This is a genomic window from Bradyrhizobium sp. S3.7.6 (assembly GCF_054061875.1).
The window spans coordinates 5,536,884-5,557,977 of the sequence record NZ_JBSSEQ010000001.1 but is presented as its reverse complement, the minus strand read 5'-3'; the positions used below and the strand labels follow the sequence as shown (position 1 = coordinate 5,557,977).

32 protein-coding genes are annotated in these 21,094 nt (G+C 64.3%); 18 read left to right on the top strand and 14 right to left on the bottom strand.

All coding sequences use genetic code 11. The features are described from left to right. The first annotated feature begins 108 nt into the window (after positions 1–108). Both ACVJ5M_RS27245 and ACVJ5M_RS27240 read left to right on the top strand, forming a co-directional pair. Entirely contained in the window at positions 109–315 is a 207-nt protein-coding gene (locus tag ACVJ5M_RS27245) for a hypothetical protein (RefSeq protein WP_063983585.1), read from the top strand. 88 nt (positions 316–403) lie between these two features. Further along, positions 404–766: a hypothetical protein gene (locus ACVJ5M_RS27240; RefSeq protein ID WP_166096364.1), complete on the top strand. Its 363-nt coding sequence runs from the start codon at positions 404–406 to the stop codon at positions 764–766. Between the two features lie 12 nt (positions 767–778). Here the strand turns inward: ACVJ5M_RS27240 and ACVJ5M_RS27235 are convergent, their stop codons facing one another. The 3 genes from ACVJ5M_RS27235 to ACVJ5M_RS27225 form a co-directional block, all read right to left on the bottom strand. Further along, on the bottom strand, positions 779–1,348 hold the full coding sequence (locus ACVJ5M_RS27235; RefSeq protein ID WP_283018859.1) for a TetR/AcrR family transcriptional regulator: 570 nt from the start codon (positions 1,346–1,348) through the stop codon (positions 779–781). Further along, on the bottom strand, positions 1,348–1,692 hold the full coding sequence (locus tag ACVJ5M_RS27230; protein WP_014495640.1) for a DMT family transporter: 345 nt from the start codon (positions 1,690–1,692) through the stop codon (positions 1,348–1,350). The genes ACVJ5M_RS27235 and ACVJ5M_RS27230 overlap by 1 nt, the downstream gene beginning before the upstream one ends. A 222-nt stretch (positions 1,693–1,914) precedes the next feature. Next, complete coding sequence (locus tag ACVJ5M_RS27225) at positions 1,915–2,580, bottom strand: O-methyltransferase (protein ID WP_283018715.1); 666 nt, start codon at positions 2,578–2,580, stop codon at positions 1,915–1,917. 97 nt (positions 2,581–2,677) lie between these two features. Between ACVJ5M_RS27225 and ACVJ5M_RS27220 the strand changes: the two genes are divergently transcribed. The 3 genes from ACVJ5M_RS27220 (at position 2,678) to pdxY (ending at position 5,022) form a co-directional block, all read left to right on the top strand. Continuing rightward, positions 2,678–3,310: a TetR family transcriptional regulator gene (locus tag ACVJ5M_RS27220; RefSeq protein WP_085399039.1), complete on the top strand. Its 633-nt coding sequence runs from the start codon at positions 2,678–2,680 to the stop codon at positions 3,308–3,310. 107 nt (positions 3,311–3,417) lie between these two features. Then, positions 3,418–4,059 (top strand): FMN-binding negative transcriptional regulator, encoded by a 642-nt coding sequence (locus ACVJ5M_RS27215; protein WP_283018716.1) that lies wholly within the window; start codon positions 3,418–3,420, stop codon positions 4,057–4,059. A gap of 144 nt (positions 4,060–4,203) precedes the next feature. Further along, entirely contained in the window at positions 4,204–5,022 is an 819-nt protein-coding gene (pdxY, locus tag ACVJ5M_RS27210; protein WP_063983580.1) for a pyridoxal kinase, read from the top strand. Between the two features lie 5 nt (positions 5,023–5,027). Here pdxY and ACVJ5M_RS27205 read toward each other — a convergent pair whose 3' ends face one another. After that, positions 5,028–6,350, bottom strand: coding sequence for a M15 family metallopeptidase domain-containing protein (locus tag ACVJ5M_RS27205; RefSeq protein WP_283018717.1), 1,323 nt, complete (start codon positions 6,348–6,350; stop codon positions 5,028–5,030). 305 nt (positions 6,351–6,655) lie between these two features. Here ACVJ5M_RS27205 and ACVJ5M_RS27200 point away from each other — a divergent pair, with 305 nt between their 5' ends. From ACVJ5M_RS27200 to ACVJ5M_RS27190, 3 genes are all read left to right on the top strand, one after another. Next, positions 6,656–6,820 (top strand): Flp family type IVb pilin, encoded by a 165-nt coding sequence (locus ACVJ5M_RS27200; protein ID WP_166105775.1) that lies wholly within the window; start codon positions 6,656–6,658, stop codon positions 6,818–6,820. 208 nt (positions 6,821–7,028) lie between these two features. After that, positions 7,029–7,283: a hypothetical protein gene (locus tag ACVJ5M_RS27195; protein WP_028161188.1), complete on the top strand. Its 255-nt coding sequence runs from the start codon at positions 7,029–7,031 to the stop codon at positions 7,281–7,283. A 282-nt stretch (positions 7,284–7,565) separates the two neighbouring features. Beyond that, the gene (locus ACVJ5M_RS27190; RefSeq protein WP_166096368.1) at positions 7,566–7,712 is read left to right on the top strand and encodes a hypothetical protein; all 147 of its coding nucleotides are present in this window, start codon (positions 7,566–7,568) and stop codon (positions 7,710–7,712) included. 25 nt (positions 7,713–7,737) lie between these two features. On the opposite strand, the gene ACVJ5M_RS27185 is transcribed toward ACVJ5M_RS27190, so the two are convergent. Then, positions 7,738–8,301, bottom strand: coding sequence for a bifunctional transcriptional activator/DNA repair enzyme AdaA (locus ACVJ5M_RS27185; protein WP_166353047.1), 564 nt, complete (start codon positions 8,299–8,301; stop codon positions 7,738–7,740). 141 nt (positions 8,302–8,442) lie between these two features. Between ACVJ5M_RS27185 and ACVJ5M_RS27180 the strand changes: the two genes are divergently transcribed. The 3 genes from ACVJ5M_RS27180 to ACVJ5M_RS27170 all read left to right on the top strand — a co-directional run bounded on the left by ACVJ5M_RS27180 (position 8,443) and on the right by ACVJ5M_RS27170 (position 10,331). Further along, the gene (locus ACVJ5M_RS27180) at positions 8,443–8,859 is read left to right on the top strand and encodes a nuclear transport factor 2 family protein (protein WP_283018718.1); all 417 of its coding nucleotides are present in this window, start codon (positions 8,443–8,445) and stop codon (positions 8,857–8,859) included. 76 nt (positions 8,860–8,935) lie between these two features. After that, entirely contained in the window at positions 8,936–9,856 is a 921-nt protein-coding gene (locus tag ACVJ5M_RS27175; RefSeq protein ID WP_283018719.1) for a DMT family transporter, read from the top strand. A 73-nt stretch (positions 9,857–9,929) separates the two neighbouring features. After that, on the top strand, positions 9,930–10,331 hold the full coding sequence (locus tag ACVJ5M_RS27170) for a VOC family protein (protein WP_283018720.1): 402 nt from the start codon (positions 9,930–9,932) through the stop codon (positions 10,329–10,331). 20 nt (positions 10,332–10,351) lie between these two features. Here the strand turns inward: ACVJ5M_RS27170 and ACVJ5M_RS27165 are convergent, their stop codons facing one another. Then, entirely contained in the window at positions 10,352–10,702 is a 351-nt protein-coding gene (locus ACVJ5M_RS27165) for a zinc ribbon domain-containing protein YjdM (RefSeq protein ID WP_283018721.1), read from the bottom strand. 287 nt (positions 10,703–10,989) lie between these two features. Here ACVJ5M_RS27165 and ACVJ5M_RS27160 point away from each other — a divergent pair, with 287 nt between their 5' ends. The 4 genes from ACVJ5M_RS27160 to ACVJ5M_RS27145 all read left to right on the top strand — a co-directional run bounded on the left by ACVJ5M_RS27160 (position 10,990) and on the right by ACVJ5M_RS27145 (position 13,235). Continuing rightward, positions 10,990–11,526, top strand: a complete 537-nt coding sequence (locus ACVJ5M_RS27160; RefSeq protein WP_283018722.1) for a helix-turn-helix domain-containing protein — start codon at positions 10,990–10,992, stop codon at positions 11,524–11,526. A 252-nt stretch (positions 11,527–11,778) separates the two neighbouring features. Then, positions 11,779–12,444, top strand: a complete 666-nt coding sequence (locus ACVJ5M_RS27155) for a cell envelope biogenesis protein TolA (protein ID WP_283018723.1) — start codon at positions 11,779–11,781, stop codon at positions 12,442–12,444. A gap of 66 nt (positions 12,445–12,510) precedes the next feature. Continuing rightward, positions 12,511–12,792, top strand: coding sequence for a hypothetical protein (locus ACVJ5M_RS27150; RefSeq protein ID WP_283018724.1), 282 nt, complete (start codon positions 12,511–12,513; stop codon positions 12,790–12,792). 155 nt (positions 12,793–12,947) lie between these two features. Continuing rightward, positions 12,948–13,235: a hypothetical protein gene (locus ACVJ5M_RS27145; RefSeq protein ID WP_283018725.1), complete on the top strand. Its 288-nt coding sequence runs from the start codon at positions 12,948–12,950 to the stop codon at positions 13,233–13,235. A gap of 263 nt (positions 13,236–13,498) precedes the next feature. Here ACVJ5M_RS27145 and ACVJ5M_RS27140 read toward each other — a convergent pair whose 3' ends face one another. Then, positions 13,499–14,293, bottom strand: coding sequence for a transglycosylase SLT domain-containing protein (locus tag ACVJ5M_RS27140; protein WP_283018726.1), 795 nt, complete (start codon positions 14,291–14,293; stop codon positions 13,499–13,501). 346 nt (positions 14,294–14,639) lie between these two features. Between ACVJ5M_RS27140 and ACVJ5M_RS27135 the strand changes: the two genes are divergently transcribed. Next, on the top strand, positions 14,640–15,146 hold the full coding sequence (locus ACVJ5M_RS27135) for a hypothetical protein (protein ID WP_071914417.1): 507 nt from the start codon (positions 14,640–14,642) through the stop codon (positions 15,144–15,146). Positions 15,147–15,214: 68 nt separating this feature from the next. Here the strand turns inward: ACVJ5M_RS27135 and ACVJ5M_RS27130 are convergent, their stop codons facing one another. Together ACVJ5M_RS27130 and ACVJ5M_RS27125 are read right to left on the bottom strand one after the other, a co-directional pair. Further along, positions 15,215–15,439: a GCG_CRPN prefix-to-repeats domain-containing protein gene (locus ACVJ5M_RS27130; RefSeq protein WP_371498184.1), complete on the bottom strand. Its 225-nt coding sequence runs from the start codon at positions 15,437–15,439 to the stop codon at positions 15,215–15,217. Positions 15,440–15,609: 170 nt separating this feature from the next. Then, complete coding sequence (locus tag ACVJ5M_RS27125; protein ID WP_354099533.1) at positions 15,610–16,656, bottom strand: hypothetical protein; 1,047 nt, start codon at positions 16,654–16,656, stop codon at positions 15,610–15,612. Between the two features lie 489 nt (positions 16,657–17,145). Here ACVJ5M_RS27125 and ACVJ5M_RS27120 point away from each other — a divergent pair, with 489 nt between their 5' ends. Together ACVJ5M_RS27120 and ACVJ5M_RS27115 are read left to right on the top strand one after the other, a co-directional pair. Beyond that, positions 17,146–17,442: a hypothetical protein gene (locus tag ACVJ5M_RS27120; RefSeq protein WP_063983569.1), complete on the top strand. Its 297-nt coding sequence runs from the start codon at positions 17,146–17,148 to the stop codon at positions 17,440–17,442. A 100-nt stretch (positions 17,443–17,542) separates the two neighbouring features. Then, on the top strand, positions 17,543–17,740 hold the full coding sequence (locus ACVJ5M_RS27115; protein ID WP_014495617.1) for a hypothetical protein: 198 nt from the start codon (positions 17,543–17,545) through the stop codon (positions 17,738–17,740). A 233-nt stretch (positions 17,741–17,973) separates the two neighbouring features. Here the strand turns inward: ACVJ5M_RS27115 and ACVJ5M_RS27110 are convergent, their stop codons facing one another. The 5 genes from ACVJ5M_RS27110 to ACVJ5M_RS27090 all read right to left on the bottom strand — a co-directional run bounded on the left by ACVJ5M_RS27110 (position 17,974) and on the right by ACVJ5M_RS27090 (position 21,059). After that, the gene (locus ACVJ5M_RS27110) at positions 17,974–18,678 is read right to left on the bottom strand and encodes a phasin family protein (RefSeq protein ID WP_028148715.1); all 705 of its coding nucleotides are present in this window, start codon (positions 18,676–18,678) and stop codon (positions 17,974–17,976) included. A 143-nt stretch (positions 18,679–18,821) separates the two neighbouring features. Continuing rightward, positions 18,822–18,995 (bottom strand): hypothetical protein, encoded by a 174-nt coding sequence (locus tag ACVJ5M_RS27105; RefSeq protein WP_166096372.1) that lies wholly within the window; start codon positions 18,993–18,995, stop codon positions 18,822–18,824. A 38-nt stretch (positions 18,996–19,033) separates the two neighbouring features. Beyond that, positions 19,034–19,222: a hypothetical protein gene (locus tag ACVJ5M_RS27100; protein WP_283018727.1), complete on the bottom strand. Its 189-nt coding sequence runs from the start codon at positions 19,220–19,222 to the stop codon at positions 19,034–19,036. A gap of 446 nt (positions 19,223–19,668) precedes the next feature. Continuing rightward, positions 19,669–20,403, bottom strand: a complete 735-nt coding sequence (locus ACVJ5M_RS27095; protein WP_428841295.1) for a lytic transglycosylase domain-containing protein — start codon at positions 20,401–20,403, stop codon at positions 19,669–19,671. A 140-nt stretch (positions 20,404–20,543) separates the two neighbouring features. Then, positions 20,544–21,059 carry a ParB N-terminal domain-containing protein gene (locus ACVJ5M_RS27090; protein ID WP_283018729.1) on the bottom strand — a complete coding sequence of 172 codons (516 nt, stop codon included), beginning with the start codon at positions 21,057–21,059 and terminating at the stop codon, positions 20,544–20,546. Positions 21,060–21,094: the final 35 nt, after the last annotated feature.

Genomic DNA, 21,094 nt, shown 5'->3' with positions numbered 1-21,094 from the left:
CAATCTCCGTCGCTCAGTTGGAACCAGGGCACAATGCTGCCGTCGATGGCACCAAATTGCCACGCTCCCGGCGAATTGCCGCCAAAGCCCGCTGCCACGAGGGAGCGGGTGCAGAGCGACGCAAGGGGATGCGCATTGGCCTATAAAATGGTCGCAGAACGCGACAATGAGAAGTGCAGTTTTGCCCGCGAGAGCCGGTTGCTCATCGTGGCGAAGGCAAAAGTATGGGCGAGCGAGGGATGGAAGGTCGTCATCACCGACCCGGACGGCAAGGCCTACACTCCGCCCGAATTCGATCAGCTATCGGCGGCGTGACCGCGCGACGGGGCCGATTCTTCTTTTGACGCGTTTTCTTTACGCGAACCGGAATCCACTTCGCTCGAAAACGCTCTAGGGGACGACATTGATTTCGCTGTTTCGACCGGGGCGCGACGTGATCGCGCCCCTGGTGACTCTCGCAGCCGCGGCGCTGACGGTGACGGTCGCGTCCGCGCAAAATCTCGATGCCGGCAAGCCGGCCGCAAAGCTCTTCGCGGACGGCTGCGCGACCTGCCATCGCAGCCCGCGGGGATTGGCGAAAGGGCGCTTTAGCCTGACGCTCGCCTGGTTCCTGAAGGACCATTACGTAACCAGCGCCGACTCCGCCAAGGCGCTCGCCGCCTATCTGGTGTCCGTCGACGAACCGCCGCCGCGCGCGGCGGCCAAGTCCGGTGCAAAGCCGGCCAAATCCGCGCCGCGTCCGCCCAAGGCAGTGCAGAGCCAATAGCTGTCGTTCCGGTTATCCGCGCCGATAGGTCTGTGCGATGAGGCGGTCGTGCACGGCACGCAAGTCCGCGCCCATGCGCGTCTGTCCCGTCGTGATGTAGGACAGCCAGGCGCCGTCGGCGGCGAGGCGCACGACGTGGAGTTCGGGCGCCGCGTCGGTCGTACGGTGACGCTTCAGGCGCGCCTTCATCCAGTCGTTCCAGAGCCGGCGCAGGGACGGATCGGTGACCACGACCATGCTCAGCGCCGCCCAGGGCGTCGCAAAGCCGAAGGCCTTGCCGGTGAAGACCGCATTGACATAGGCCCGCGTAAAGCTGCCGCGCGGCTTCGGGTCGCCTTCGATAGCGGCGTCGATCTCGGCATCGACGCGGCCGAGGAGATCGGCGAACAGGCCCTCGATCAGCGCCTGCTTGCTGCCGAAATGATGGAACAGCCCGCCCTTGGTGACGCCGGCCGCCGCCGCCACCGCCTGCACCGTGATCCCCGATACGCCGTGATCCATGGCGATCGCCGCGGCATGGTCGAGCAGGGCGCGCCGGACCTGCTCGGGCTGCTTGGCGCGGGTGTAGGCGCTGGCCGGCATCAATGGGCCGTCGTCTGCGAGAACAGGTTGATGACCACGACCCCTGACACGATCAGCCCGATGCCGACGAAGGCCGCGGCGTCCAGCATCTGGCGGAACAGCACGAAGGAGACGGTCGCGGTCAGAATAATGCCGACGCCGCCCCAGATCGCGTAGGCGATGCTGAGCGGAATGACCCGGATCGCCACCGACAGCGCGTAGAAGGAGGCGACGTAGAACAGCACCATGGCCAGCGTCGGCCATGGCCGCGTGAACTGCGCGGACTGCTGCAGGAAGGCGGACGCGGTCACCTCGAAGACGATGGCGAGGGCAAGCGCTGCGTAGGCATTGAAGGCGGAGGTCATGGCGAGCTCAGATGTGGCGCGCGAAAGATACCGCGCGGTAGGTATGTTTAGCACGCGGAACATGGCTTTTGGCGGGTGGAGGTATCACGTGTGAGTGACGAGCCTGCGACAGGCCGGAGCCTGTTGGCAGCGGTTTGCCGGAGTTTTGGCTGTTTCGCCGAAAAGACGAAGCCGCCGCGCGACAGATCGCACGACGGCCCAGACTGTCGATTTTATGCAACGTCAGCTGATCCGCACGGAGAGCTCAACGTCTTCGGCGAAGGGCGTGGACATGTAGCCGCTTGCGGGCCTGCGTACGCGCGCGAGATAGTCGGGGCTGTCGTCGGCATTGTCGGCGACGATGATCGCGCCCGGCTTGAGATGGCCTTCGACCAGATCCAGGATCTCCGGGTAGAGCGCCTTGGCGCCGTCGAGCAGCACGAGGTCGATCGTGTCGGGCAGATCCGCGCTGAGCGTCTTCAGCGCATCGCCCTCGCGGATTTCGACGAGATCGATCAGCCCGCCGGCCGAGAGGTTGTCCCGCGCCCGCGCCGCCTTGGACGGCTCGAACTCGCTGGTGATGAGACGGCCGCCGCCATTGTCGCGCAAGCCTGCGGCAAGGTGCAGGGTCGAGATGCCGAACGAGGTGCCGAACTCGACGATCGCCTTGGCGCGCGAACTGCGCGCTAGCATGTAGAGCAGGTGACCCGTCTCGCGAGAGACCGCGAGCGGTGCGTCCTTCAAGCGTCCGTAGAGGTCGCGGTAATCGGTCTTGCTCCGCATAATCCGCGCCCGGTCCGCGTTGGACAAATCGGCGACGGCGGCGTGTGTTGCGCCCCTGGCCGCTTCAGCCTCGTCAAACAGGCGATCCAGCAGCGGCGCAAGCGTTGTGATAGTCGGGGTGGTCATTTGATGCCTCCGGAGTTCGCGAAGAAGCGCGTGCTTGCGCGGGAACTGAAATACGACTAATTCGTCGCATTTCCAATTCGCATTACTCGAGCACGCCATGGCCGACCGCCGAAGCCGTTCAATTTCCTCACGAAAACAGCCGCAACAGGCCCGATCGAGCGGGCTGGTGGCCGCGATTCTGGATGCCGCTGTTCAGGTCCTGGCCAAGGAGGGAGCGCAGCGTTTCACTACGGCGCGGGTGGCGGAGCGGGCCGGTGTGAGCGTCGGATCGCTCTACCAATATTTTCCGAACAAGGCGGCGATCCTGTTCCGCCTCCAGAGCGACGAGTGGCGGCGCACGAGCGAGCTGTTGCGCGGGATCCTCGCAGATGCGGCGAAGCCGCCACCGGCGCGGCTGCGCGCACTGGTCCACGCCTTCATTCGTTCCGAGTGTGAGGAGGCCGCGATCCGCGTCGCACTCAGTGACGCTGCACCGCTGTATCGCGACGCGCCCGAGGCGCAGGACGCCCGGGCGGCCGGCGAGGGGATCGTCGCGGCGTTCATGCGGGAGGCGCTGCCGAAAGCCTCGGATGCGACGCGTATCCTCGCCGGCGAGCTGATCACGGCGACGCTAAGCGAGGTCGGCAAGAGTTTTTCGGAAGAGACGCGGAGCGAGACGGAGATCGCAGCCTATGCCGATGCCATGGCCGACATGTTCTGCGCCTATCTTGCGACGCTGGCGCGGCGCTGAGGCATTGCTGACATCGGCGTTTGCGGGCCGATTATTCTTCAGAGTTTGCCGGGTCATGGGTTAGCCTTCGCTCGCCTTCCCCTGTTCGAGCCGTCGAGCGCCGCGCCATGCATCTGCTTCGTCCCCAGTTTCGCATCGAGGAGCAGCGCGCGCTGGAATTTGCCGGGCGACGCGGCTTCGGCATGATCGTCGCGGCGGACGAGCACGGTCCGCGCGCCTCGCACGTGCCGTTCGTGCTGGGCGAGCGCGACGGGCAGGTGGTCGTGCAGATCCATTTCACCGCCAAGAATCCGCTCGTTGCGCTTGCGGACGGCACGCGGCGCTTCCTGCTGATCGTTGCCGGCGACGACGCCTACATCTCCAACGACTGGTACTCTTCGCGCGACAATGTCTCGACCTGGCTTTACGAGGCCGTGCACCTGTCGGGCGTGGCGCATCTGCGCGAACTGGACGAGAACCGCGGGCATGGCGATGCGCTGCTTGCGGTGTCCGAGGCGCGGTTGCCGAAGCAGCCCTGGGACCTCGCGCAAATGGAGCCGGGCAAGCGCGAGAGCATGCTGGCTGCTATCCGGGTCGTCGATCTCGTGGTCGACACCGTCGAGGGGCAGGCCAAGCTCAATCAGCACAAGAGCGATGCGGACCATGTCGCGGTCGCTGACCGGCTGGCGCGGTCGGAGGAGACGGGGCACGGGCGGCTGGCGCGGAAGATGCAGGCGCTGCGGCCGGGGCTGGGGTATGAGATGCTCTAAACTTGTAGCCCGGATGGAGCGCAGTGTAATCCGGGATTCATGCCGCAATCTGAGAACCCCGGATTGCGCTTCGCTCCATCCGGGCTACACCAGCCGTTCCTGCTACGCTTGCGTCGCTCAGCATTTGATCTTACGGACCTCTGCATGCTCGTGATCTCCATTCAAAGCCAGGTGGTTCACGGCCATGTCGGCAACAGCGCGGCGGCCTATGCCATGCAGGCCGAGGGCGTGAACGTCGCGGCGGTGCCGACGACGCTGCTGTCGAACCATCCGCGTTATCCGACGTTGCGTGGGCGGGTGCTGGAGACCGAGCTCGTCGCCGATCTCCTCAAAGGCGTCGAGGAGCGCGACCTCGTCGATGAGGCCGCGGTGCTCGTCACCGGCTATCTCGGCTCGCCTGGCAACGCGGCTGTGATCGCCGACTTCGTCGAGCGGGCGCTGACGCGGAATTCGAAGCTCGTCTATCTCTGCGATCCCGTGATCGGCGATGACGGCCGCGTCTACGTCGCCGATGGCATTCTGGACGTGGTGCAGCACCGGCTGCTGCCGGCCGCCAACCTGACCACGCCGAACCAGTTCGAGCTCGAGCTGCTGTCGGGCGTCACGATCGCGGACACGCAGAGCCTGCGCACGGCCTGCGCGGCGCTGGCGGGGCAACGTCGCATCGATGTCGTCGCTACTGGCTGCACGCTCGCCGACACGGCAGAAGGGCAGGTGGAGACGATCCTGTGCGCCGACGGCCAGCTGTCGCGCTTTGCGACGCCGCGGTTGCCGATCCGCCCCTCAGGCACCGGCGATCTCCTTGCCGGCCTGATTGCGGCGCATCTGGCCAAGGGCAAGGCGATGCAGGCGGCCGTACGGCTCGCGGTCGAAACCATCTTTGCGGTGCTGGTGCGCACGCAAGACGCAGGCACCGCCGAGATGCGCCTCGTACCGCTGCCGATCCCCGGGCGGAAGCCGTAACAGGGTCAGGTCGCGCGCTTGCCGGCCGATTGCGCTGACTTCTGCGGCTTGGCCAAAGCCTTCTGCTCGCGTGCGGCGTGTGTCTTTCGCAGCTTTGCGTGGGCCGCGGCCCGCGTCACCTTCTTGGACTTCACGTTGGCAGCTTCCTTGCGGTCTCCCGTGCCACGCTTCGAGATGTATTCCTGGCCGTCGACCGGGCCGACATGCGGCGGATCGCGGCCGAGATAGGGCCGGCCGATGCCGAATGCCTTGCCGTTGGCGTCGACCCACTTCCACAGGATTTCGGTCGAGACCCAGCGCTGCGCGCGGTTGTTGCCCTGGGTGCTGACGATGTCGGCCGCCATGCCATGGCCGTAGCCACCGCGCGTGCTGCCGCCATGATAAGAGCGGTCGGAGGCGGCCTTCAGGCCGCTCGCGATCGACTGGCGGTAGTCGTCGCGGAACGCGCTGGTGATGCCCGGCGACAGGCCGGCGGCCTCGGCTGCGAGCAGCATGCGAAACAGCTTTCGCTTGAAGCTCTTGTCCATGCCGCCGATGACGTAATCCATCATCGGCATGCTGGCGCGCTCGGCCGCTTTCGGATCCTTCCAGCCAAAATCCTGATCGACCAGCTTTGTGAAGCTGCGCATCACCGTGACCATCTTGCCCCTGCGTTTGATGGTGACGGGGCGGCGGTCCTCGACCTTGATCGAATCCTCCTTCGCGGTGCGCTGATAGAGCGTCCACAGATAGCGGTCGATGCAGGCGTCCATGACAAAGCACTCATCGAGCACGGCAACGGTGTCGGCCGGGGGCGACGGCTTGCTCGCGGCAGGCGCTGGGCCGGTCGCGATCGCCGCGGGCGACAGCTCATCTGTCGTCACGATCTCGGTGGGATCGGCGGAGGCGAGTTTGACCACGGGCTCCGGCGCCGGTGCGGCCTCTGCTGGTGCAGCCTCGCTGAGGACGGGCGCCGGTCCAGGCGAAATCTGTAGCGCCGGCGGCGCTTCCGCCGGCAAGATCAGGGCCGGATCGGCCGAGGCGAGCTTGATGACGGCGGCGGGCGTCTCGGCTGTTGCGGCCTCGGGGGCCGGATCCGGATTCGGTGTCGCAGCGACAGCGGCCGCGATATCGGCGGTCAGGGCGACGCCATCCTCGATGGCCGCAGCATGCGGGACGTCGGCGAGCTCGAGCCGGCCAAGATCTTTCGCGCGCGACACGGCGGGAGCATTGGCGCTGCTTTTCTCGATGAGGGCCGGAGCGTAGGCGGACAGGGAGAGCGCCAGCCAGCCGGCGAGAACGGCCGAGGGGCACGAGACCGCCACCAGAAGAGACTGCCGATCATTCATGATCCCTGCCTCCAAACGGTTCTGTTCGAACCAATCTTGCACAGCCAGGCACGCGACGCGTCAATTGTTCGGGGGATGGTGTGGCGGCGCAATGGCGCAAATAGGCGAAATGGGGCTTTTCGGGCGGGTGTTGCCGAGGTGCAACGCGAGTTCCCTGCGGTTTAGGGCGGCAAGTGGCTGAAAAGCAGCAGCCATTCATTGCCATCAAATTGAAGGGATTGAATTTACTCAATCTTGGATTGCGACTTGGTATCTCTCCTGTGCCGGCAACGTGCGGTAGAGTTGTAAGGATGCGAGTTGTGAAATTGAAATGCCTGTTGATCGAATTTGCCGCCGATGAATCCGGCGCGACCGCGATCGAGTACGGTCTGATTGCAGCCGGTATCGCGCTGGCGATCATCGAGATCATCTATGCGCTCGGCACCAATCTCGTCGCAAAGCTGCAATCGCTGGCGACGGCGTTGAAATAAGCCGCGTGGACGGGGGGGCATGTGCTCGGTGGCTGACCGCCGCCCATAAAAGTGTCATGTCGCGTCCGGCGGGGCTTCGACCAAGCGCTTGTGCGCATTAAACATATTGCTATGCAGCGGGCGCGCTGTTGCAATGCAACAGAGCATGTCGCAATGCAGCAAAACGCGCTTAAATGTGCTCCGAACCTTCCACTCAGGAGCATCACCAATGAATAAGAAGACTCTGTCGATCGCCGCCGCCATCCTGACGATCGCGGGCAGCACCGCGGCCTTCGCCGCCGAGCTGCCGACCTATGAGGCCAACGGTTTTCCGGTCTCCCCCCTGCAGGTGCGCGTGCTTGGTGCCGCGCATGTCGAGCAGCAGGCAACCGTGCCGACCACGGTCGCTTCGGTCCACCAGGCTCGCGTGCTGACGCCGCGCAAGGTCAAGACCGCGGACGTCACGACGGGCACGGCCCGCTGATCTCAATCGCTTGAAGACATGAAACAGGCTCGTCCCCTCCCGAGCCTGCATGGACCGCGTTCCCTTTCAGGAGCGCGGTCTTTTTTTGAGAAGCGAGCCACGTTCTGGCGCGGCCGTGCGCGGGTTGAGAAAGTTGCGGCAAGAAAAATCGCCGTCGCGCGCCGGTTGTGTACGGCCGTTCAAGACTAGTGTGATCTCTTTAATAGTTGCTTTGCAGATCGCGGCGCCTGATGCGGGCGCCGCTTAGTGGCGGCCAAAAACCGTTTTCATAATGGAGCCGTCATGCCCGTTGCGCAAAAAGCCGTTATTGCCACCACCTCGCCGCGCGCGTTTATTCTCAGACATATTGCATTGTTCGCAGCCGCCGCGCTGTTCGTGTTCGTGCTGAGCCTGACCTATGGACTCGATCTCAGCCCCGGATTTTTCTGAGCGAACTTGCGCAGCTCGATTCGGGCTACGCATGCTTCGATGAGCGCAGGCTGGACGGCGATCTTCCATAGAGCTCGGCGAACGCGGCGTTGAATCTCCGCAGGCTGCCGAAGCCGGCCTGGAACGCGATGTCGGTCATGGTGTGTTCGCCGCCATCGAGCAGGCGTTTTGCGCGCTGGACGCGCAGCGTCTTGGCAAGCTGCTGCGGCGTCGCGCCGACATGCCGCTCGAACAAGCGCGCCAGGTGACGCGAGGAGATGCCGAGCCGCATCGCAAGCGTCACCACCGAATCTTCATCGAGCGCGCCCTCGTTGATCAGCTTCACCGCGCGCGCGACCGTCGAACGCGTGCCGTTCCAGGCCGGGCAGAACGGCGCGGTTTCGGGGCGGCAGCGCAGGCAGGGCCGGAAGCCAGAGGCTTCGGCCGCGGCCGCCGTCGGGTAATAGACGACGTTGCGCGTCAGCGGCTGCTTGGCCGGACAGACCGGGCGGCAATAGATGCCCGTGGTCTTCACCGCCGTGAAGAAGCGGCCGTCATAGCGGGGATCCCTGCGCAGGCGCGCGGCGTTGCAATCGTCAAAACTCAGCATGGCCGGATGATAGCGCATGCCAGCGCGGGCGGAAGGGGCCGCGGGATGACCGAGTCCGATTGTGGCGAGCCGCAACGCGCATGGTGGCCTAGAAGGCGGCCCTCGATGCAAGCCCCCTCAATGCCAGTTCTGGAGCGCGCCGTGACCAGCCCGAAAGACATCGTTCTCAACGCCTGGAAGACCTTTTCGTCGCGCGATGCCGGCCGCATCGCCGCACTGTTCACCGACGATGCCGAATGGATCGCGCCGAAGGGCAACGCCACCGCCGTCGCGCTCGATCACACCGATCACATGATGGGCGCGCAAGCGATCGCGCGCTTCATCGCGCAGGAGATGCACAGGATGTTTTCCGAGATCGATATCGCCTTTCGCGGCGTCTACGCCGACGGCGATGTCGTGATCGTGGAGGAGCGGATGCGTGCCACGCTTGCGGGCGGCAAGCCCTACGAGAACGACTATTGCTTCGTGTTCACGGTGGCCGGGGACCGTATTCGCGAAGTGCGGGAATACATGGACACGCGCAACGGATGGCAGATGGTGTTCGGCGAGGAGGCATGATGGTTGGGCTACGCTGCGTGCCAGACCTGCAACGGCGTGGGTTGAGGCGGCTCACGCGCTGACATAAGGCTTGTCGATGGATCAGCGAACGAGCGGCGCTGACGCTCTCATTCAGAAGAACGATGCGGCGCCGGCGTTGCTCGGCGTCGTCTGCGGCCTGTCGGCTGCACTGTTCTGGGCGCTGGGCTTTGCGGGGACGCGGCACGGCCTCAGGGTCGGTTTCACCCCGGTCGATCTGCTCGTGCATCGCTATGTCTGGTCGGGCATCGCGTTCCTGCCGCTGGTCGCGCGCGCCGGCATCGGTGATCTCTGCGGTATCGGCTGGGGCAGGGGCCTTGCGCTGATGGTGCTCGGCGGTCCCGTGATGTCGCTGATCTCCTACACCGGATTCCTGTTCGTGCCGCTCGGCCACGGCAGCGTGATCCAGCCCTCCTGCGCGACGCTCGGCGGCCTCCTGCTCGCGGCGGTCGTGCTGAAGGAGCACATCTCCGCCTCGCGCCTTGCCGGCGCCCTGGTCATCGTCGGCGGCCTCTGCGTGATCGGCGCGGAATCGATCGGCCATATCGGGTCCGACGGTGTGCTCGGCGATCTGACCTTCGTGCTCACCGGATTCATGTTCGCCGGTTTTGGCGCGCTGCTGCGGCACTGGCGCGTCTCCGCCGTGTCGGCCGCGCTCGTCATCAATGTGCTGTCGCTGCTGCTGTTGCCGATCTATCTCGCCACCGTCGGTCTCGCCCATGTCGCGGCGATCGGCGTGACCGAGAATGCGATTCAGGCGCTGGCGCAGGGCGTGCTCGCCGGCCCCGCCGCGCTTTATCTGTTCGCCGTCTCGGTCCAGCGCCTCGGCGTCGCCCGCGCCGCCGTGATCCCGGCCTGCGTGCCGGCGCTGACGCTCCTGGTCGGCTGGCTGCTGCTCGGCGAGCCGCCGACGATGCTGCAGGTGGCGGGTCTGGTCACGGTGCTGTGCGGGTTTTATCTGGCGCAACGGCAGCGGTGATCGCATAGCGCGACCGTTGGTGCGGCAAGATTCCGGATTATGCGTCCGCTCCGTCCGGGTTACGCTGCCCGTCATGACCATCCTGCTCAACATCGACGTTCCCGACGCAGCGCAAGCGACCACCTTCTACACCGCCGCTTTCGGCCTGACGGTAGGCCGCCGCTTCGGCACCGACTTCGTCGAGCTGCTGGGCTGGTCCGCGCCGCTGTATCTTCTGACCAAGCAGGCCGGCACACCGGGCGCGGGCAGCGACCGCCGGCGCTACGAGCGGCACTGGACGCCGCTGCATATCGACGTCGTCGTCGACGATGTCGATGCCGCCGTCGCGCGCGCACTTGCCGCCGGTGCGATCCTCGAGGCGCCCGCGCGCGATGCGCCGTATGGACGGATCGCGATGCTGGCCGATCCGTTCGGGCACGGGTTTTGTCTGCTGGCGTTCAGCGCGAAAGGGTATGACGCACTGCTGGAGGAATAGCGCGAGCGGACGCGGGCGGCTCAGGCCTTCTTCACGAACTCCGATTTCAAATTCATCGCGCCGATGCCGTCGATCTTGCAGGCGATGTTGTGGCCGTCGGTGGCGTCCTGGAGGCGGATGTTCCTGACCTTGGTGCCGCCCTTGACGACCGACGACGACCCCTTGACCTTGAGGTCCTTCATCACGATGACGCTGTCGCCATCGGCAAGCGCATTGCCATGCGCATCGCACACGCCGGCCTCCTGCGCGACCGGAGTGGCCGCATCGCCCCCAGCGCGCCATTCATGGGCGCATTCCGGACAGACCCAGAGATCGCGGTCCTGATAGGCGTGCTCGGACTGGCAGTTTTGGCATTTCATCGGTTCGGTCATTGCTTGCCTCGTCACCCCCTAGAGCCTTTGCTCCAGGTTTTTGTTTTGGCGCGTTTTCTTTACGAAAACCGGTATCCACTTCGCTCGAAAACGCTCTCACGGGCGCGCCGCACGCATTCCGCCGGAAAAGATGGATTGGGAGCAAATCCTTTACCATGGCGTCCGGTCCCGGTTGAAGTGCCGGAGCCTTAGGAGTTCGGGAAAAATTCCGCGGTATCCATGTCCTGATCATGCGGATGCGTCGGCTACGCCGTTCGGCGCTGCCGCAAGCTTTGGGAGTCCAGGTCATGAGCGAGCATCGTGCCGCCGTCAGACATCACACGCTGCGAACCGGGATTGTCGAGTTCGACAACGGCACCGGCAGCCTCATCAGCGTGCCCTGCACGATCCGCGATGTCTCCGGCACCGGCGCCCGCCTGCAGCTCAACTCGTCGCTATGGGTCGCCGAGCAGTTCACGCTGGTCTTCAGCAGCGGACTGCGCAAGGACTGCCGCGTCGCCTGGCGCAAGGGGAGACTGATCGGCACCGCGTTCGCCGATGGTTATGCGAGCCCGGACGAACAGGCCGTCATGATGACCGCGGACGAGCAGTCCCGGCACCGGCTCGGGATCGGCGCGCGTGTTAAAGCGGCACGCGAGACCCGCGGCTACACCGCAGTCCAGCTCGCCGAGCGCATCGGCGTCACGCCCGCCTTCCTGGCGCTGGCCGAGAGTGGCGAGGCGGACATTCCGCTCTACCAGCTGATGCACATTGCCGATTTGCTAATGGTCGGTCTCGGCGGGCTCGTGGCAGGTCCGGCGCCTGAGGACGTCGACGCGGCGTAGGGAGACACCTCGCGGAACTGCGCGGCCAACAAAAATGTCGAAAACAACCCCATGCACCGTAGAAAACTCGCGTGATTTCAGGGGTCTGCGGGACCGAATATTGTGCTGCTCCGTCGGCAATGCCGGTCGTTGCTTGCCTCGCATCGATTTCGGTGATCCCGAATAAAATTTGACTCGTCGGGCAAAACAAGGGCACTATGGCATGGTGGCGCCGGCGCGAGGGAGAGGTGCTTCGCCGGGCCGCGGGGCGATATGCCGAAAGACCTGAAGAGAAAACTGAAGACCTACCAGACCTCGCTCGGCTTCTACGACCAGGCGGTCGCCGCACCCTCGATGAAGGCGGCGCTGGAGGCCTGGGGCGCCAGCTCCAACCTCTTCCATCAGGGCGCCGCGAAGGAGACCGACGACCCCGACATCGTCGCGGCGACCATGGCGAGCCCCGGCGTCGTGCTCAGGCGCCCGGTCGGCTCCGGCGGCCCGTTCACCGAGAGCGCCGCGCTGCCAACCGATCTCGCCGACGATGAGGCCAAGCGAAAACCCAAACCCAACTCCAAGTCCAAGCCCGAGTCCAAATCCAAGTCGAAGCAGCGTCCGGCCGAGGGCGTAACAAAACAGTCACGCAAGATTGACGATCAAGACGCGCGCAAAGCCGCCGCGGCGTTCGAGAAGGAAGAGCGGCGGCGAGACGCCGAGCGACGCAAGGAAGAGGTCGCCCTCGCCAAGGAGCGCGCGCGCCGCGACAAGGCGGTCGCCACGGCCCAGGCGGCGCTGGACGCGGCGAGGCGGGAGCACGCCGCGAAGGCGGAGGCGATCGAAGCCGAGCGGGCTGTGCTCGACGAACGCGCCGAGGCCGAGCAGGGCCGGTGGGACAAGCAAAGGAAAAAGCTGGAGGAGGCTCTGCGCCGCGCGCGCACGTAGCGCGAGCGAATTTAGCTTGCCTTGCCTTGCGTCCTTTTGCACTCTTCCAGGGAAGGAGACCAACGCATGAAGATCATCACCGCCGCGTGTGCGCTCGGAACGGCCCTGGTGCTGTGCAACCTCGGGACATCAGGCGCTGAGGCCCGGACGCGGAAGGCCCAGGTGGTTCGCGAACCACAGCAGAGGCTTATCGTCACGGCGCCCGTGCTCAGGCCGACGCCGTGGGATTACTACATTGTTCCACGATATCGTTATCGCCCTGAAGACGACCGGGTCGATCCGAACGGCCCGCCCTATGTGTCGTCATGGGTCCGCTATGAGGGATGGCGGTGGCCGTACTGGTGGTAAAGGCCATCGACGGACGCGGAGCGGAATAGACGAGAAGCGAAGCCCATCGATAGCTGTCGCGGCACGATGGGTTTCGCAGGCGCTCCACCCATCCTGCGCGCTGCTCCTCGAGGCATCCCCGAGACGTGCTATGCTCCTGGGCGGGAGGAATCAGCATGAGAGTCCCCACCGCGATACTCGCCCTGCTTCTTTCAAGCCCGGTCGCCGCCCAGGAGTGCCAGACATGCTCAATGGCCGACGCCTGCATGAAGGAGTACTCTAAGGCGACGTTGGAGGCCCAAAGGGCCACGAAGCAAGCAATCCGGGACTGGAAGCAGAATCTGGACCGAAAGGCCTCCGCCGAACTGTCCAGCAGGGGCATACTCGCATTGCAGGACGCGATGGAGGCGCAGGTTCGTTCCGAGCTGGAGCGGCTGAAGGAGTGCCTGGCGAAGATCAGGTAGGGCGCAAGCGCGCGGCGGAAAGCACCCGCATATAGGGACGGGTTGAGCCTTTGCCAAAACGCATGATCTTCGTGGCTGGCAAGGCACTGGTTGCGCCTTCTTCGCGGCACGCCTCGCATAAGCGCGCGTTGGGAAAGCGATGAGTGTTGGAAGGATATCAACGCGCCTCAAAGCGCCGGCCAGCCCGCTGAAGCGCGCGCCCTCGCGACTATGAATGTCTAGGCTGGTGCACTGCGCTTCGCGCAGCCGCAGGCAAACCCACCCTACGGGTCATCCGCCGATAGTCGCAGGAACTGCCGCTTCATCGCGTTGACCCTGGCGACATAGCTTGCAACCGAGTGATCGCCGCAGCGTTCGTCGGCGATCATCTGAAACTTGCGGTGCGCGTAGGCTGTGGCGGGACCGGCGCCGCAGAGATGGATGAAGGCGGCCAGATCCTGCTTCTGCTCGCGGCTTGCCTTCACATCGCCCGCGCGGGTGAGAACGTCAGCCACGTTGCGGTCGAGATACACCGATGCCAGCTCGATGGCGTGGCTCGGGATCGCGCGGGTGTAGAGGCCCTTGAACCCGCAGCCGGTCTCCGTGACCGCGTTGCCGCGGACACAGAACCGTGCGGCGTCGGCGAAAGCCGGATCGGTCATCTGGTAGAGGCCGACGGCGCTGGATGCGGGCCGGTAGATCGCGAGCGGATTGAGGCTCAATCGCCAGCGCCAGTAGGTGCGCGCCACCGGATTGCCCGAACTCTCGACCTGCGCCAGCGCGGCCAGCAATTCGGGCGTGATCGTCGCGGTGGAATAGGTGCGGAACAGCGGCCCGTATTGCCGCCAGTTCTCGGCCGGCTCCTTGTCCAGCGCATTGCCAACGAGGACGAACAGCTCGGTCGGCTTGCGGATGACGTGATAGACGATGTTCAGAAGCGCAGCGACCGCAAGCAGGATCGCCACGCTGCCTGCGATCCGAACCATCCGCGGTGCGCGCGCGAACCTCTTTCGCATCCACCGGGCGCCCCGCCGGACGCTGCGAAGGCGGGGGAGGAGGCGTTTGCTTTTTCGTGGCATGGGTCTGGTGGGAGCGCGTGGATGAGTTGAGGCTTTGCGAAATCCATCACCTGACGGGGTCGATGGGGATCGACTCGCTCCACCCATCCTATGGATCGTGTGGGGGTATCACTGCAACGATTCGTCCCTGTCCTCTGAGAGTTGGGTGCACCGTCACCGCAATTCGAACCGCAACTATGAGAGGTTGAGCGCTGATGACATCCATCATCGCTGCGTGCCGGGGCGGAAACTGCACAAAAATGGCAAAGCTGCGACTGTCAACGACATATCTGATTAGAAGGTCGCTTATCCACGTAATACACTCAGCGCCGTTTGGGGTACGGGGAGCGTATTGGGAGGGTCAATCATGGCAAGTGTCGAACAATTGCGCAGACGTGAAGGCGTAAACTTGGTCCAGCTCGAGGCGGACATTGCATCGGTGCGCACGGGAAGCTCGATTGCTTCAATTGCGCTGCCCGATTACGTCGAGCACACCGAGGGGGTCACGCGCGTGGGCGCGCTCAGTGCAGAGGCGGTCATTCGTGACTATGAGTCCGCTGCAAAGGAGATCGAGGCCATGGGCGCCGAGCTGATCGATGCCGCGCGAAAATGCGAGGCGCTGACAGCCCAGGTCCATGATGCGATCGCCTTCATGCGCGAGACGGCAGCGGGGTATCGCGACGAGGGGCGGAAGATCTTCAAACGCATCGAGGAATGCGCGCTCTTCACGGAAGACGTCCGCAAGACGTGCGAGCAGGTCAAGCGCAGGATGAAGGACGTCTCGGTCGGCGAGTACTGCAGCGAGGAGCTTGCGACGGAAGAGCTCGAGCCGACCGGGATCGAAGCCAAGGTGTCGGTGTGCGAGGTACGGTGAGGCGGGCGTAGAGCGTCGTTCGCAGGATGGGGTGAGCGCTCGCGCGCCCCCATCCTGCGGGCTGGGCTTCAAAGCCAATCGCGCGTCGACGGGAAACAAGCCCGTTTGCGAGAGTCCCAGACGTAATCTGAACCGCCGCAAGGCGGACGCGCACGCGACGTGGCCGGACATTGATTCCAGACCCGCGCACCCGTTGCCCAGCCATCGACCACGCACGCGCCGGAAACGGTGGCGTGGCAACCGGTGCCGCAGCCGTCTGCGGCGCTGGCCGCGCAGACTGCAAACAGAAGCATCATTGGGGTCAACAGGACGCGTGAAAGGTGCCTGGTCATGGGCTCGCTCCTTCATGCCGAGGCCCGTCGTGACGTCGCACAGATCTGGCCGAGGGCCTGCCGGCCGATCGCCGCGCAGCATAGCATCAAGGCTCTTGGCACCAAGCCTCTTGGCCGAGAACGCTGACGGCTTACCAATCCGGATCGTAGGGGTCGGCCATATAGGGCGGGGGCATCCAGCGTCCTCGCGGCGGCGGTGGCCTGGGCCGCCGGGGTGCCGCCGCTTGCACGTGCGGCCGTGCAGGCGCAGCCGTCTCGTTGCTCGTCGCGCTCCGCACGACCGGTTTCGCGGGTGCAGGCGCGGCTGACGTCGTCAGTTGCGTTTGCAGCGCCTGGACCTGTGCGGCGAGGCGCGCATTGTCCGCGGCATCCTTCTCCTGCGCCGCCTTGAGCTGTTGAATGGTGTCGGCCTGCTCGCGCAGCGTCTGCTCGTTGCGGCTTTTCAGTTGCTCGAGCTTTCCGTTGATGCTCGCAAGCTCGCTGGTGATGGTCTTGAGCGATTGCGCGAGATCGGACGATGACGGATCAGGCGCCGTGGCGCCGGTTCTTGGCGCGTCAGGTCTTGCAGCGTCAGGTTTTGGAGCCTCAGCTCTTGGAGCGTCAGTTCTTGGAGCGCTTTCCGTTTCCTTGCCGAGCGGCGGCGCGGGCACCGGACTGGGCCCATCCGCAGCAGCCAGTTGCACGGCCGACGGTTGCGCCGGACTTTCGACCACGGACGCTCGCGCGGGTTCGCTCGCGGCCGGCGGAGCCCATCGCGCCATGATGGACCTGGTCATCGACTTGGCCTCATCGCGATATTGCGAAGCGAAGGCGGCGCCGAGAAGGCCGATCGCCAACACGAGGCCAACCAGGGCACGCAGCATGGTCCGATCTCCCTTCAGGCCTTGATTGCCCACCTTGCTAACCGGTGCCGGCACCTTGTCCCTGGGAGTCTCGGCTGCCTTCGCACTGGCGCTTGCTTGCGAGGCCCGCGGGCCTTCGCTGCCGCGTTCCATTCCGGAAACCAGCCGGTCCAGCCGCGCAAGGTCCTGCTCTGCGCTCTTGATCTGGTCATAGGCCCGCGCCAGCCCGCCATCGGCGCGCACCTCGTCCGGCTTGGCGGCCTCAGGCTTTTGGGCCTCAGGCTTGTCGGTGTCAGGCTTGGGGTCGTTCGCTTCAGGCACCGATGCGCGCTCCATCCAGTCGGGCGTCAATGGGAGTGCGGCAGTCCGAACGTCGGAAGGATAGGCCTCACCGTTGTCCAACACAACGCGCGCGCGAAGGAGAAATTATGGCGGGCTACGGTTGCTGAAGCAGCCGGGCGCTGCTCCCCGGGGCATCCCTGCGACGTGCTGTGCTATCGCGGGAGGAAGCGCCATGAGGGTCTCTACCGCGACACTCGCCCTGCTTCTTTCAGGTCCGGCCGCGGCCCGGGAGTGCCAGACGTGCTCAATGGCCGACGCCTGCATGAAGGAGTACCTTAAGACGACGTTCGGAGGCCCAAAAGGCCACCAAGCAAGCCATCCGGGATTGGAAGCAGAATCTGGACAGAAAGGCCTCCGCAGAATTGTCCAGCAGGGGCATACTCGCATTGCAAGACGCCATGGAGGCGCAGGTTCGTACGGAGCTGGAGCGCCTGAAGGAGTCCTGGCCAAGATCAGGTAGGGAGGGGCGCAAAGGAGGATCCAATGAAATCGCTTCTGCTGCTCACGGCGAGCGGTCCGCTGCTCATTCTCACCTCGCACCAGTCCCTGGACGACCAGAAGCTCCTTGGGGTGCTCAGGCAAAAAGGTATCGGCAAATTCGTCGCGTTCGAGGTTCCCTTGTCGCTCGCCAGAGAGCGCTACGGCGGGCACTTTCACGCGGTCGAAAGCAATCTGCACGAGACCGATGATTTGAGAGTGCTCGACTTCAACGGCCAGCGGGTCTTTCAGCTCTTTCATTTCGAAGAGCTCGGTTCACCGATCCTGGTAGAGCGGTCGTGATCCGGTTTTGCTCGGCGGCGAAAGGGGATGTGTTGAGCAGGGCTGTTCCGAAGAGACGCCGATTGAGGTACGGTGGAAGCCTGGACCCGTGGAGTCTGCCATGACGTCATATACTGTCGGGTTGAAGCTCGGGGTGCGTGCCAAGGTGCTCACGATCGAAGCCGAGGACGCATTGGTCGCGGCGCTGAAGATCAAGCTCGAGAACCCCGAGGCACTCGTCACCTACGTTCGCAAGTCAAACCGGCGTGGCGATCGTCGTCACCCGCACGAAGTGCAGCGGGCCAAGACAACCGGCTAAAGCGCGATGAGATTGGGATGAATCGTCATCGCGCTTTAGGTTGTTGTTTGAGCATGATCTTTTCGGAAAACCGCTTCGCACTTTTCCGGATCATGCGTTAGCCGATGCCGAGACCGCGGCAGGTAGCCCGGATTTCGCTTCCGCCTTCGCTCTTCGAGCTACGGCGGACAAGTCGCTCCATCCGGGCTACGCTCGCTCCCCCCCCCCCGCTGTGTCGGAATACGCAGTTGTCGTTAGTGACGTGTCGCGCGGATTTCGAGCGTCGTCTGGGTGAGCTTGGCCACGAATCCCTCAAAATGCATGACCCTTTGTCTGGTCAATTGTCCATGCAACTCGGCGATCTTCTGGGATTCGGCAATCAACGATCCGCACACCTGTTTCGCGTACTCCATCTGAAGCTCAAAGGCCTCGACGGGTGAGCGCGCCGCCGCGAGCTTTCCCAGGAAGGTCCAGGCGTGCTCAAGCGACGTCCTCGTGTAGTCGCTATAGGCATCGGCAATCGCCTGCGGGCTGGCCTGGGAGGGTTCCACCGGTGCGACGGGCGCGCTTGCAGCGATCTCCATCCCGGAAGCCTCGCCTGGCAAGGCTGCAGCCGATGGTATCTGGGCACTGATCTCTCGGCTCGTCTCTTGCCTTATCTCTTGCTCGGCCTCTTGCCTGTTCTCTTGGGTGCTCTCTTGCTTGTTCTCTTGCTTAGTCTCTTGGCTGATCTCCGCCGAGGCATCCGGCAATTGATGGGCGGCAGTTGCGTGTTGCTCGCCGGCCCTGGTCCGTTGCCCGGCCTTCTTCTTCGCGCCGCGCCGGCCGGATTTTCCCGTTGTCTTATTTTCGCCCGCACTCAACATTGCAAATAACTCCTGAATATCGCTGAAGCCGCAAGCCTCCGTCGTGTTTGCGCTGAAATCGCGATTGTGGGTTGTCGCTTGCGTGGCGGCCATGTGGTGAGATTTTGCCGGGCATCGGCAAGGCGCAATTCGCGGGTGACGGCCTGGACTGCTTCGCAGAGCCTGTCATCGGGCCGCGCTCCGCGCGGACCCGGCGGCTCGCAATGACGGGCGTCCTGGTCCTCGCGCGTTCGTCGTCACCCGAACAGGGCGACATAGACCACGTAGAGCCAGCCCAAGATGCCGTGGATGATCGCCCACAGGATCGAATGATTGTTGGTGTAGGAGATTGCGATGGCGAGTGCGGAGCCAAAACCCACGCCGTATTTGGCGCCCTCGACCCGAACCCCGTAGTAGCGATTGCCGTTCATGGCGGTCCTTCCTGCGGGCCACGCTTGCTCATCACGCCTTATAAAAGTCTTCCGCCAATTGTGAAATGGCACACAGACGGCAGCCCTCGGGTCTGCTTCTTTAGCGCCGACACTATACCCTCGTGCGCTTGTTCGGCGATGCGCACCGGCGGGTCGGCATTTGGCAATTTCGGGATGATCGCTATGGGCGTTTTCAATCGCACGGCCATGCTTTGCAGCTCTTTCATCGTGTCCACCATGAGCGGGTGAACCGAGAGATTTCGCGTGCGCGCAACGGCGCGTGCAGGGATTTTCTTGAGGCCCCGCCGGTGACGGACGGGGCCTTTCCATTTTTCATGTCAGCCCACGACTGCCCGGCGGTGCCTTCGCGAAGAAGGATGCAGGGTCATGTGGGAGTATTTTGGACCCGATTTCGCTTTTGACGTGGTGAAGGGATTTGTCGCCGGCGTTGCCTCCATGGCGTTTCAGGTCGTGGCGCCGCGGGCGTTTCATGCCGCGAAGCGATTTCGCGCGCACTGGGTTGCCAGAAAAGACGCAAGACAAGCGGCAAGGCAATCACGCCGCAACGCTCCGGCGAATGATGAGCCGTGAGGTCTCTGGGCGAAGCGAAACCCATCAACAGTCGTCGTGGATTGATGGGTTTCGCAAGTGCTCTACCCATCCTACGGACAAGCTAACCGCCGTCATCCGCCGCCAGGCGCTGAAATTGCCGCTTCATCGCATTGACCTCAGAGATATAGCTTGCGACGAGATGATCGCCGCAGCGCTCGCCGGCCGTCAGCTGAAAGTGGCGGCGTGCGTAGGCCGTGGCGGGACCGGCGCCGCAGAGATGGATGAAGGCGGCCAGATCCTGCTTCTGCTCGCGGCTTGCTCTCACATCGCCCGCGCGGGCGAGAACGTCGGCCACATTGCGGTCCAGATACACCGATGCCAGCTCGATGGCGTGGCTCGGGATCGCGCGGGTGTAGAGGAAGGTCGACCCGCAGCCGGTCTCCGTGACCGCGTTGCCGCGGACACAGAACCGTGCGGCGTCGCTGAGGGCCGGATCGGTCATCTGGTAGAGGTCGACGGCGCTGGAGGCGGGCCGGTAAATCGCGAGCGGATTGAGGCTCCATCGCCAGCGCCAATAGGTGCGCGCCACCGGATTGCCAGAGCTCTCGACCTGCGCCAGCGCGGCCAGCAATTCGGGCGTGATCGTCGCGGTGGAATAGGTGCGGAAGAGGGGGCCGTATTGGCGCCAGATCTCGGCGGGGTCCTTGTCGAGGGAGTGGCCGACGAAGGCGAAGAGCTCGGTTGGTTGGCGGATGATTTGATAGGCGATGTCGAGGAGGGCGAGGGCCGCAAGCAAGACTGTTACGCTGAGCGCGATCCGGACGATCCGCGGTGCGTGGGCGAACGCCTTTCGCATCCGCCGAGCGCCTCTTCGGAGGTTGCGAAAGCGAGGGAGAGGGTGGCTGCGTTTTCCTGGCATTGCGCTTGCGCAGCACTGTCACCGCAATTCGAGCTGTTATCTCAAGACGCTGAAATCTCAAGAGCTGGAGCCGGCCATCAATAGCGGCCGCCGGTGCCCTTTTGCTGCGTGATCCAGTCCGACAATGTTTTCGGTGTCGATCCCGCAGTCCGGCCCGGTGATGCCTTCGGATTGTCGCGGACGCCTTTCGTCGAACGGGTGCGCGGCGATTCCGTTGCGTTGACGCTCTTCAAGGCAGCCGTCGATGCCTCTGCGGCTTCCTTCTCGAGCCGCAACTGTTTCAATCGCGCCATCTTGATGCGCTCTGCCTCGACTTCGGGTCCGTCGGACAGCCGCGGCTTGTGTTGAGCCAACTCCGCCGGGACCATGACACCGATAATGGTTGTCTCGCCGAGCGCCTTGCAGGCTTCGAGCCGATGCAGTCCCTCGACCAGAACGAGGCGGTCTCCGTCGGGCCGAACGAAAATGGGGGCCTGTTGTCCGATGTCCAGCATACTTTCGGCGATCTCCCCGACGATCTCGGGCTTGATGGCCTTCTTCATTTTCGTGGGAACGAAAATCTTCTCGATCGGGAAGCTTTCCGATGTGGGCATAACTCGACTCCGCTTCTACCGGGCCCGTCGGAACC

Excerpts from the sequence above, each read along its gene's own strand:
- ACVJ5M_RS27155 (WP_283018723.1), top strand. The coding sequence starts at position 11,779 with ATGCCGAAAGACCTGAAGAGAAAACTGAAGACCTACCAGACCTCGCTC.
- ACVJ5M_RS27225 (WP_283018715.1), bottom strand. The coding sequence starts at position 2,580 with ATGACCACCCCGACTATCACAACGCTTGCGCCGCTGCTGGATCGCCTG.
- ACVJ5M_RS27135 (WP_071914417.1), top strand. The coding sequence starts at position 14,640 with ATGGCAAGTGTCGAACAATTGCGCAGACGTGAAGGCGTAAACTTGGTC.
- ACVJ5M_RS27195 (WP_028161188.1), top strand. The coding sequence starts at position 7,029 with ATGAATAAGAAGACTCTGTCGATCGCCGCCGCCATCCTGACGATCGCG.
- ACVJ5M_RS27130 (WP_371498184.1), bottom strand. The coding sequence starts at position 15,439 with ATGCTTCTGTTTGCAGTCTGCGCGGCCAGCGCCGCAGACGGCTGCGGC.
- ACVJ5M_RS27185 (WP_166353047.1), bottom strand. The coding sequence starts at position 8,301 with ATGCTGAGTTTTGACGATTGCAACGCCGCGCGCCTGCGCAGGGATCCC.
- ACVJ5M_RS27160 (WP_283018722.1), top strand. The coding sequence starts at position 10,990 with ATGAGCGAGCATCGTGCCGCCGTCAGACATCACACGCTGCGAACCGGG.
- ACVJ5M_RS27235 (WP_283018859.1), bottom strand. The coding sequence starts at position 1,348 with ATGCCGGCCAGCGCCTACACCCGCGCCAAGCAGCCCGAGCAGGTCCGG.
- ACVJ5M_RS27170 (WP_283018720.1), top strand. The coding sequence starts at position 9,930 with ATGACCATCCTGCTCAACATCGACGTTCCCGACGCAGCGCAAGCGACC.
- ACVJ5M_RS27190 (WP_166096368.1), top strand. The coding sequence starts at position 7,566 with ATGCCCGTTGCGCAAAAAGCCGTTATTGCCACCACCTCGCCGCGCGCG.
- ACVJ5M_RS27100 (WP_283018727.1), bottom strand. The coding sequence starts at position 19,222 with ATGAAAGAGCTGCAAAGCATGGCCGTGCGATTGAAAACGCCCATAGCG.
- pdxY (WP_063983580.1), top strand. The coding sequence starts at position 4,204 with ATGCTCGTGATCTCCATTCAAAGCCAGGTGGTTCACGGCCATGTCGGC.
- ACVJ5M_RS27110 (WP_028148715.1), bottom strand. The coding sequence starts at position 18,678 with ATGGCCGCCACGCAAGCGACAACCCACAATCGCGATTTCAGCGCAAAC.
- ACVJ5M_RS27150 (WP_283018724.1), top strand. The coding sequence starts at position 12,511 with ATGAAGATCATCACCGCCGCGTGTGCGCTCGGAACGGCCCTGGTGCTG.
- ACVJ5M_RS27215 (WP_283018716.1), top strand. The coding sequence starts at position 3,418 with ATGCATCTGCTTCGTCCCCAGTTTCGCATCGAGGAGCAGCGCGCGCTG.
- ACVJ5M_RS27115 (WP_014495617.1), top strand. The coding sequence starts at position 17,543 with ATGACGTCATATACTGTCGGGTTGAAGCTCGGGGTGCGTGCCAAGGTG.
- ACVJ5M_RS27095 (WP_428841295.1), bottom strand. The coding sequence starts at position 20,403 with ATGCGAAAGGCGTTCGCCCACGCACCGCGGATCGTCCGGATCGCGCTC.
- ACVJ5M_RS27220 (WP_085399039.1), top strand. The coding sequence starts at position 2,678 with ATGGCCGACCGCCGAAGCCGTTCAATTTCCTCACGAAAACAGCCGCAA.
- ACVJ5M_RS27090 (WP_283018729.1), bottom strand. The coding sequence starts at position 21,059 with ATGCCCACATCGGAAAGCTTCCCGATCGAGAAGATTTTCGTTCCCACG.
- ACVJ5M_RS27145 (WP_283018725.1), top strand. The coding sequence starts at position 12,948 with ATGAGAGTCCCCACCGCGATACTCGCCCTGCTTCTTTCAAGCCCGGTC.
- ACVJ5M_RS27165 (WP_283018721.1), bottom strand. The coding sequence starts at position 10,702 with ATGACCGAACCGATGAAATGCCAAAACTGCCAGTCCGAGCACGCCTAT.
- ACVJ5M_RS27140 (WP_283018726.1), bottom strand. The coding sequence starts at position 14,293 with ATGCCACGAAAAAGCAAACGCCTCCTCCCCCGCCTTCGCAGCGTCCGG.
- ACVJ5M_RS27105 (WP_166096372.1), bottom strand. The coding sequence starts at position 18,995 with ATGAACGGCAATCGCTACTACGGGGTTCGGGTCGAGGGCGCCAAATAC.
- ACVJ5M_RS27205 (WP_283018717.1), bottom strand. The coding sequence starts at position 6,350 with ATGAATGATCGGCAGTCTCTTCTGGTGGCGGTCTCGTGCCCCTCGGCC.
- ACVJ5M_RS27175 (WP_283018719.1), top strand. The coding sequence starts at position 8,936 with ATGGATCAGCGAACGAGCGGCGCTGACGCTCTCATTCAGAAGAACGAT.
- ACVJ5M_RS27230 (WP_014495640.1), bottom strand. The coding sequence starts at position 1,692 with ATGACCTCCGCCTTCAATGCCTACGCAGCGCTTGCCCTCGCCATCGTC.
- ACVJ5M_RS27120 (WP_063983569.1), top strand. The coding sequence starts at position 17,146 with ATGAAATCGCTTCTGCTGCTCACGGCGAGCGGTCCGCTGCTCATTCTC.
- ACVJ5M_RS27125 (WP_354099533.1), bottom strand. The coding sequence starts at position 16,656 with ATGGAGCGCGCATCGGTGCCTGAAGCGAACGACCCCAAGCCTGACACC.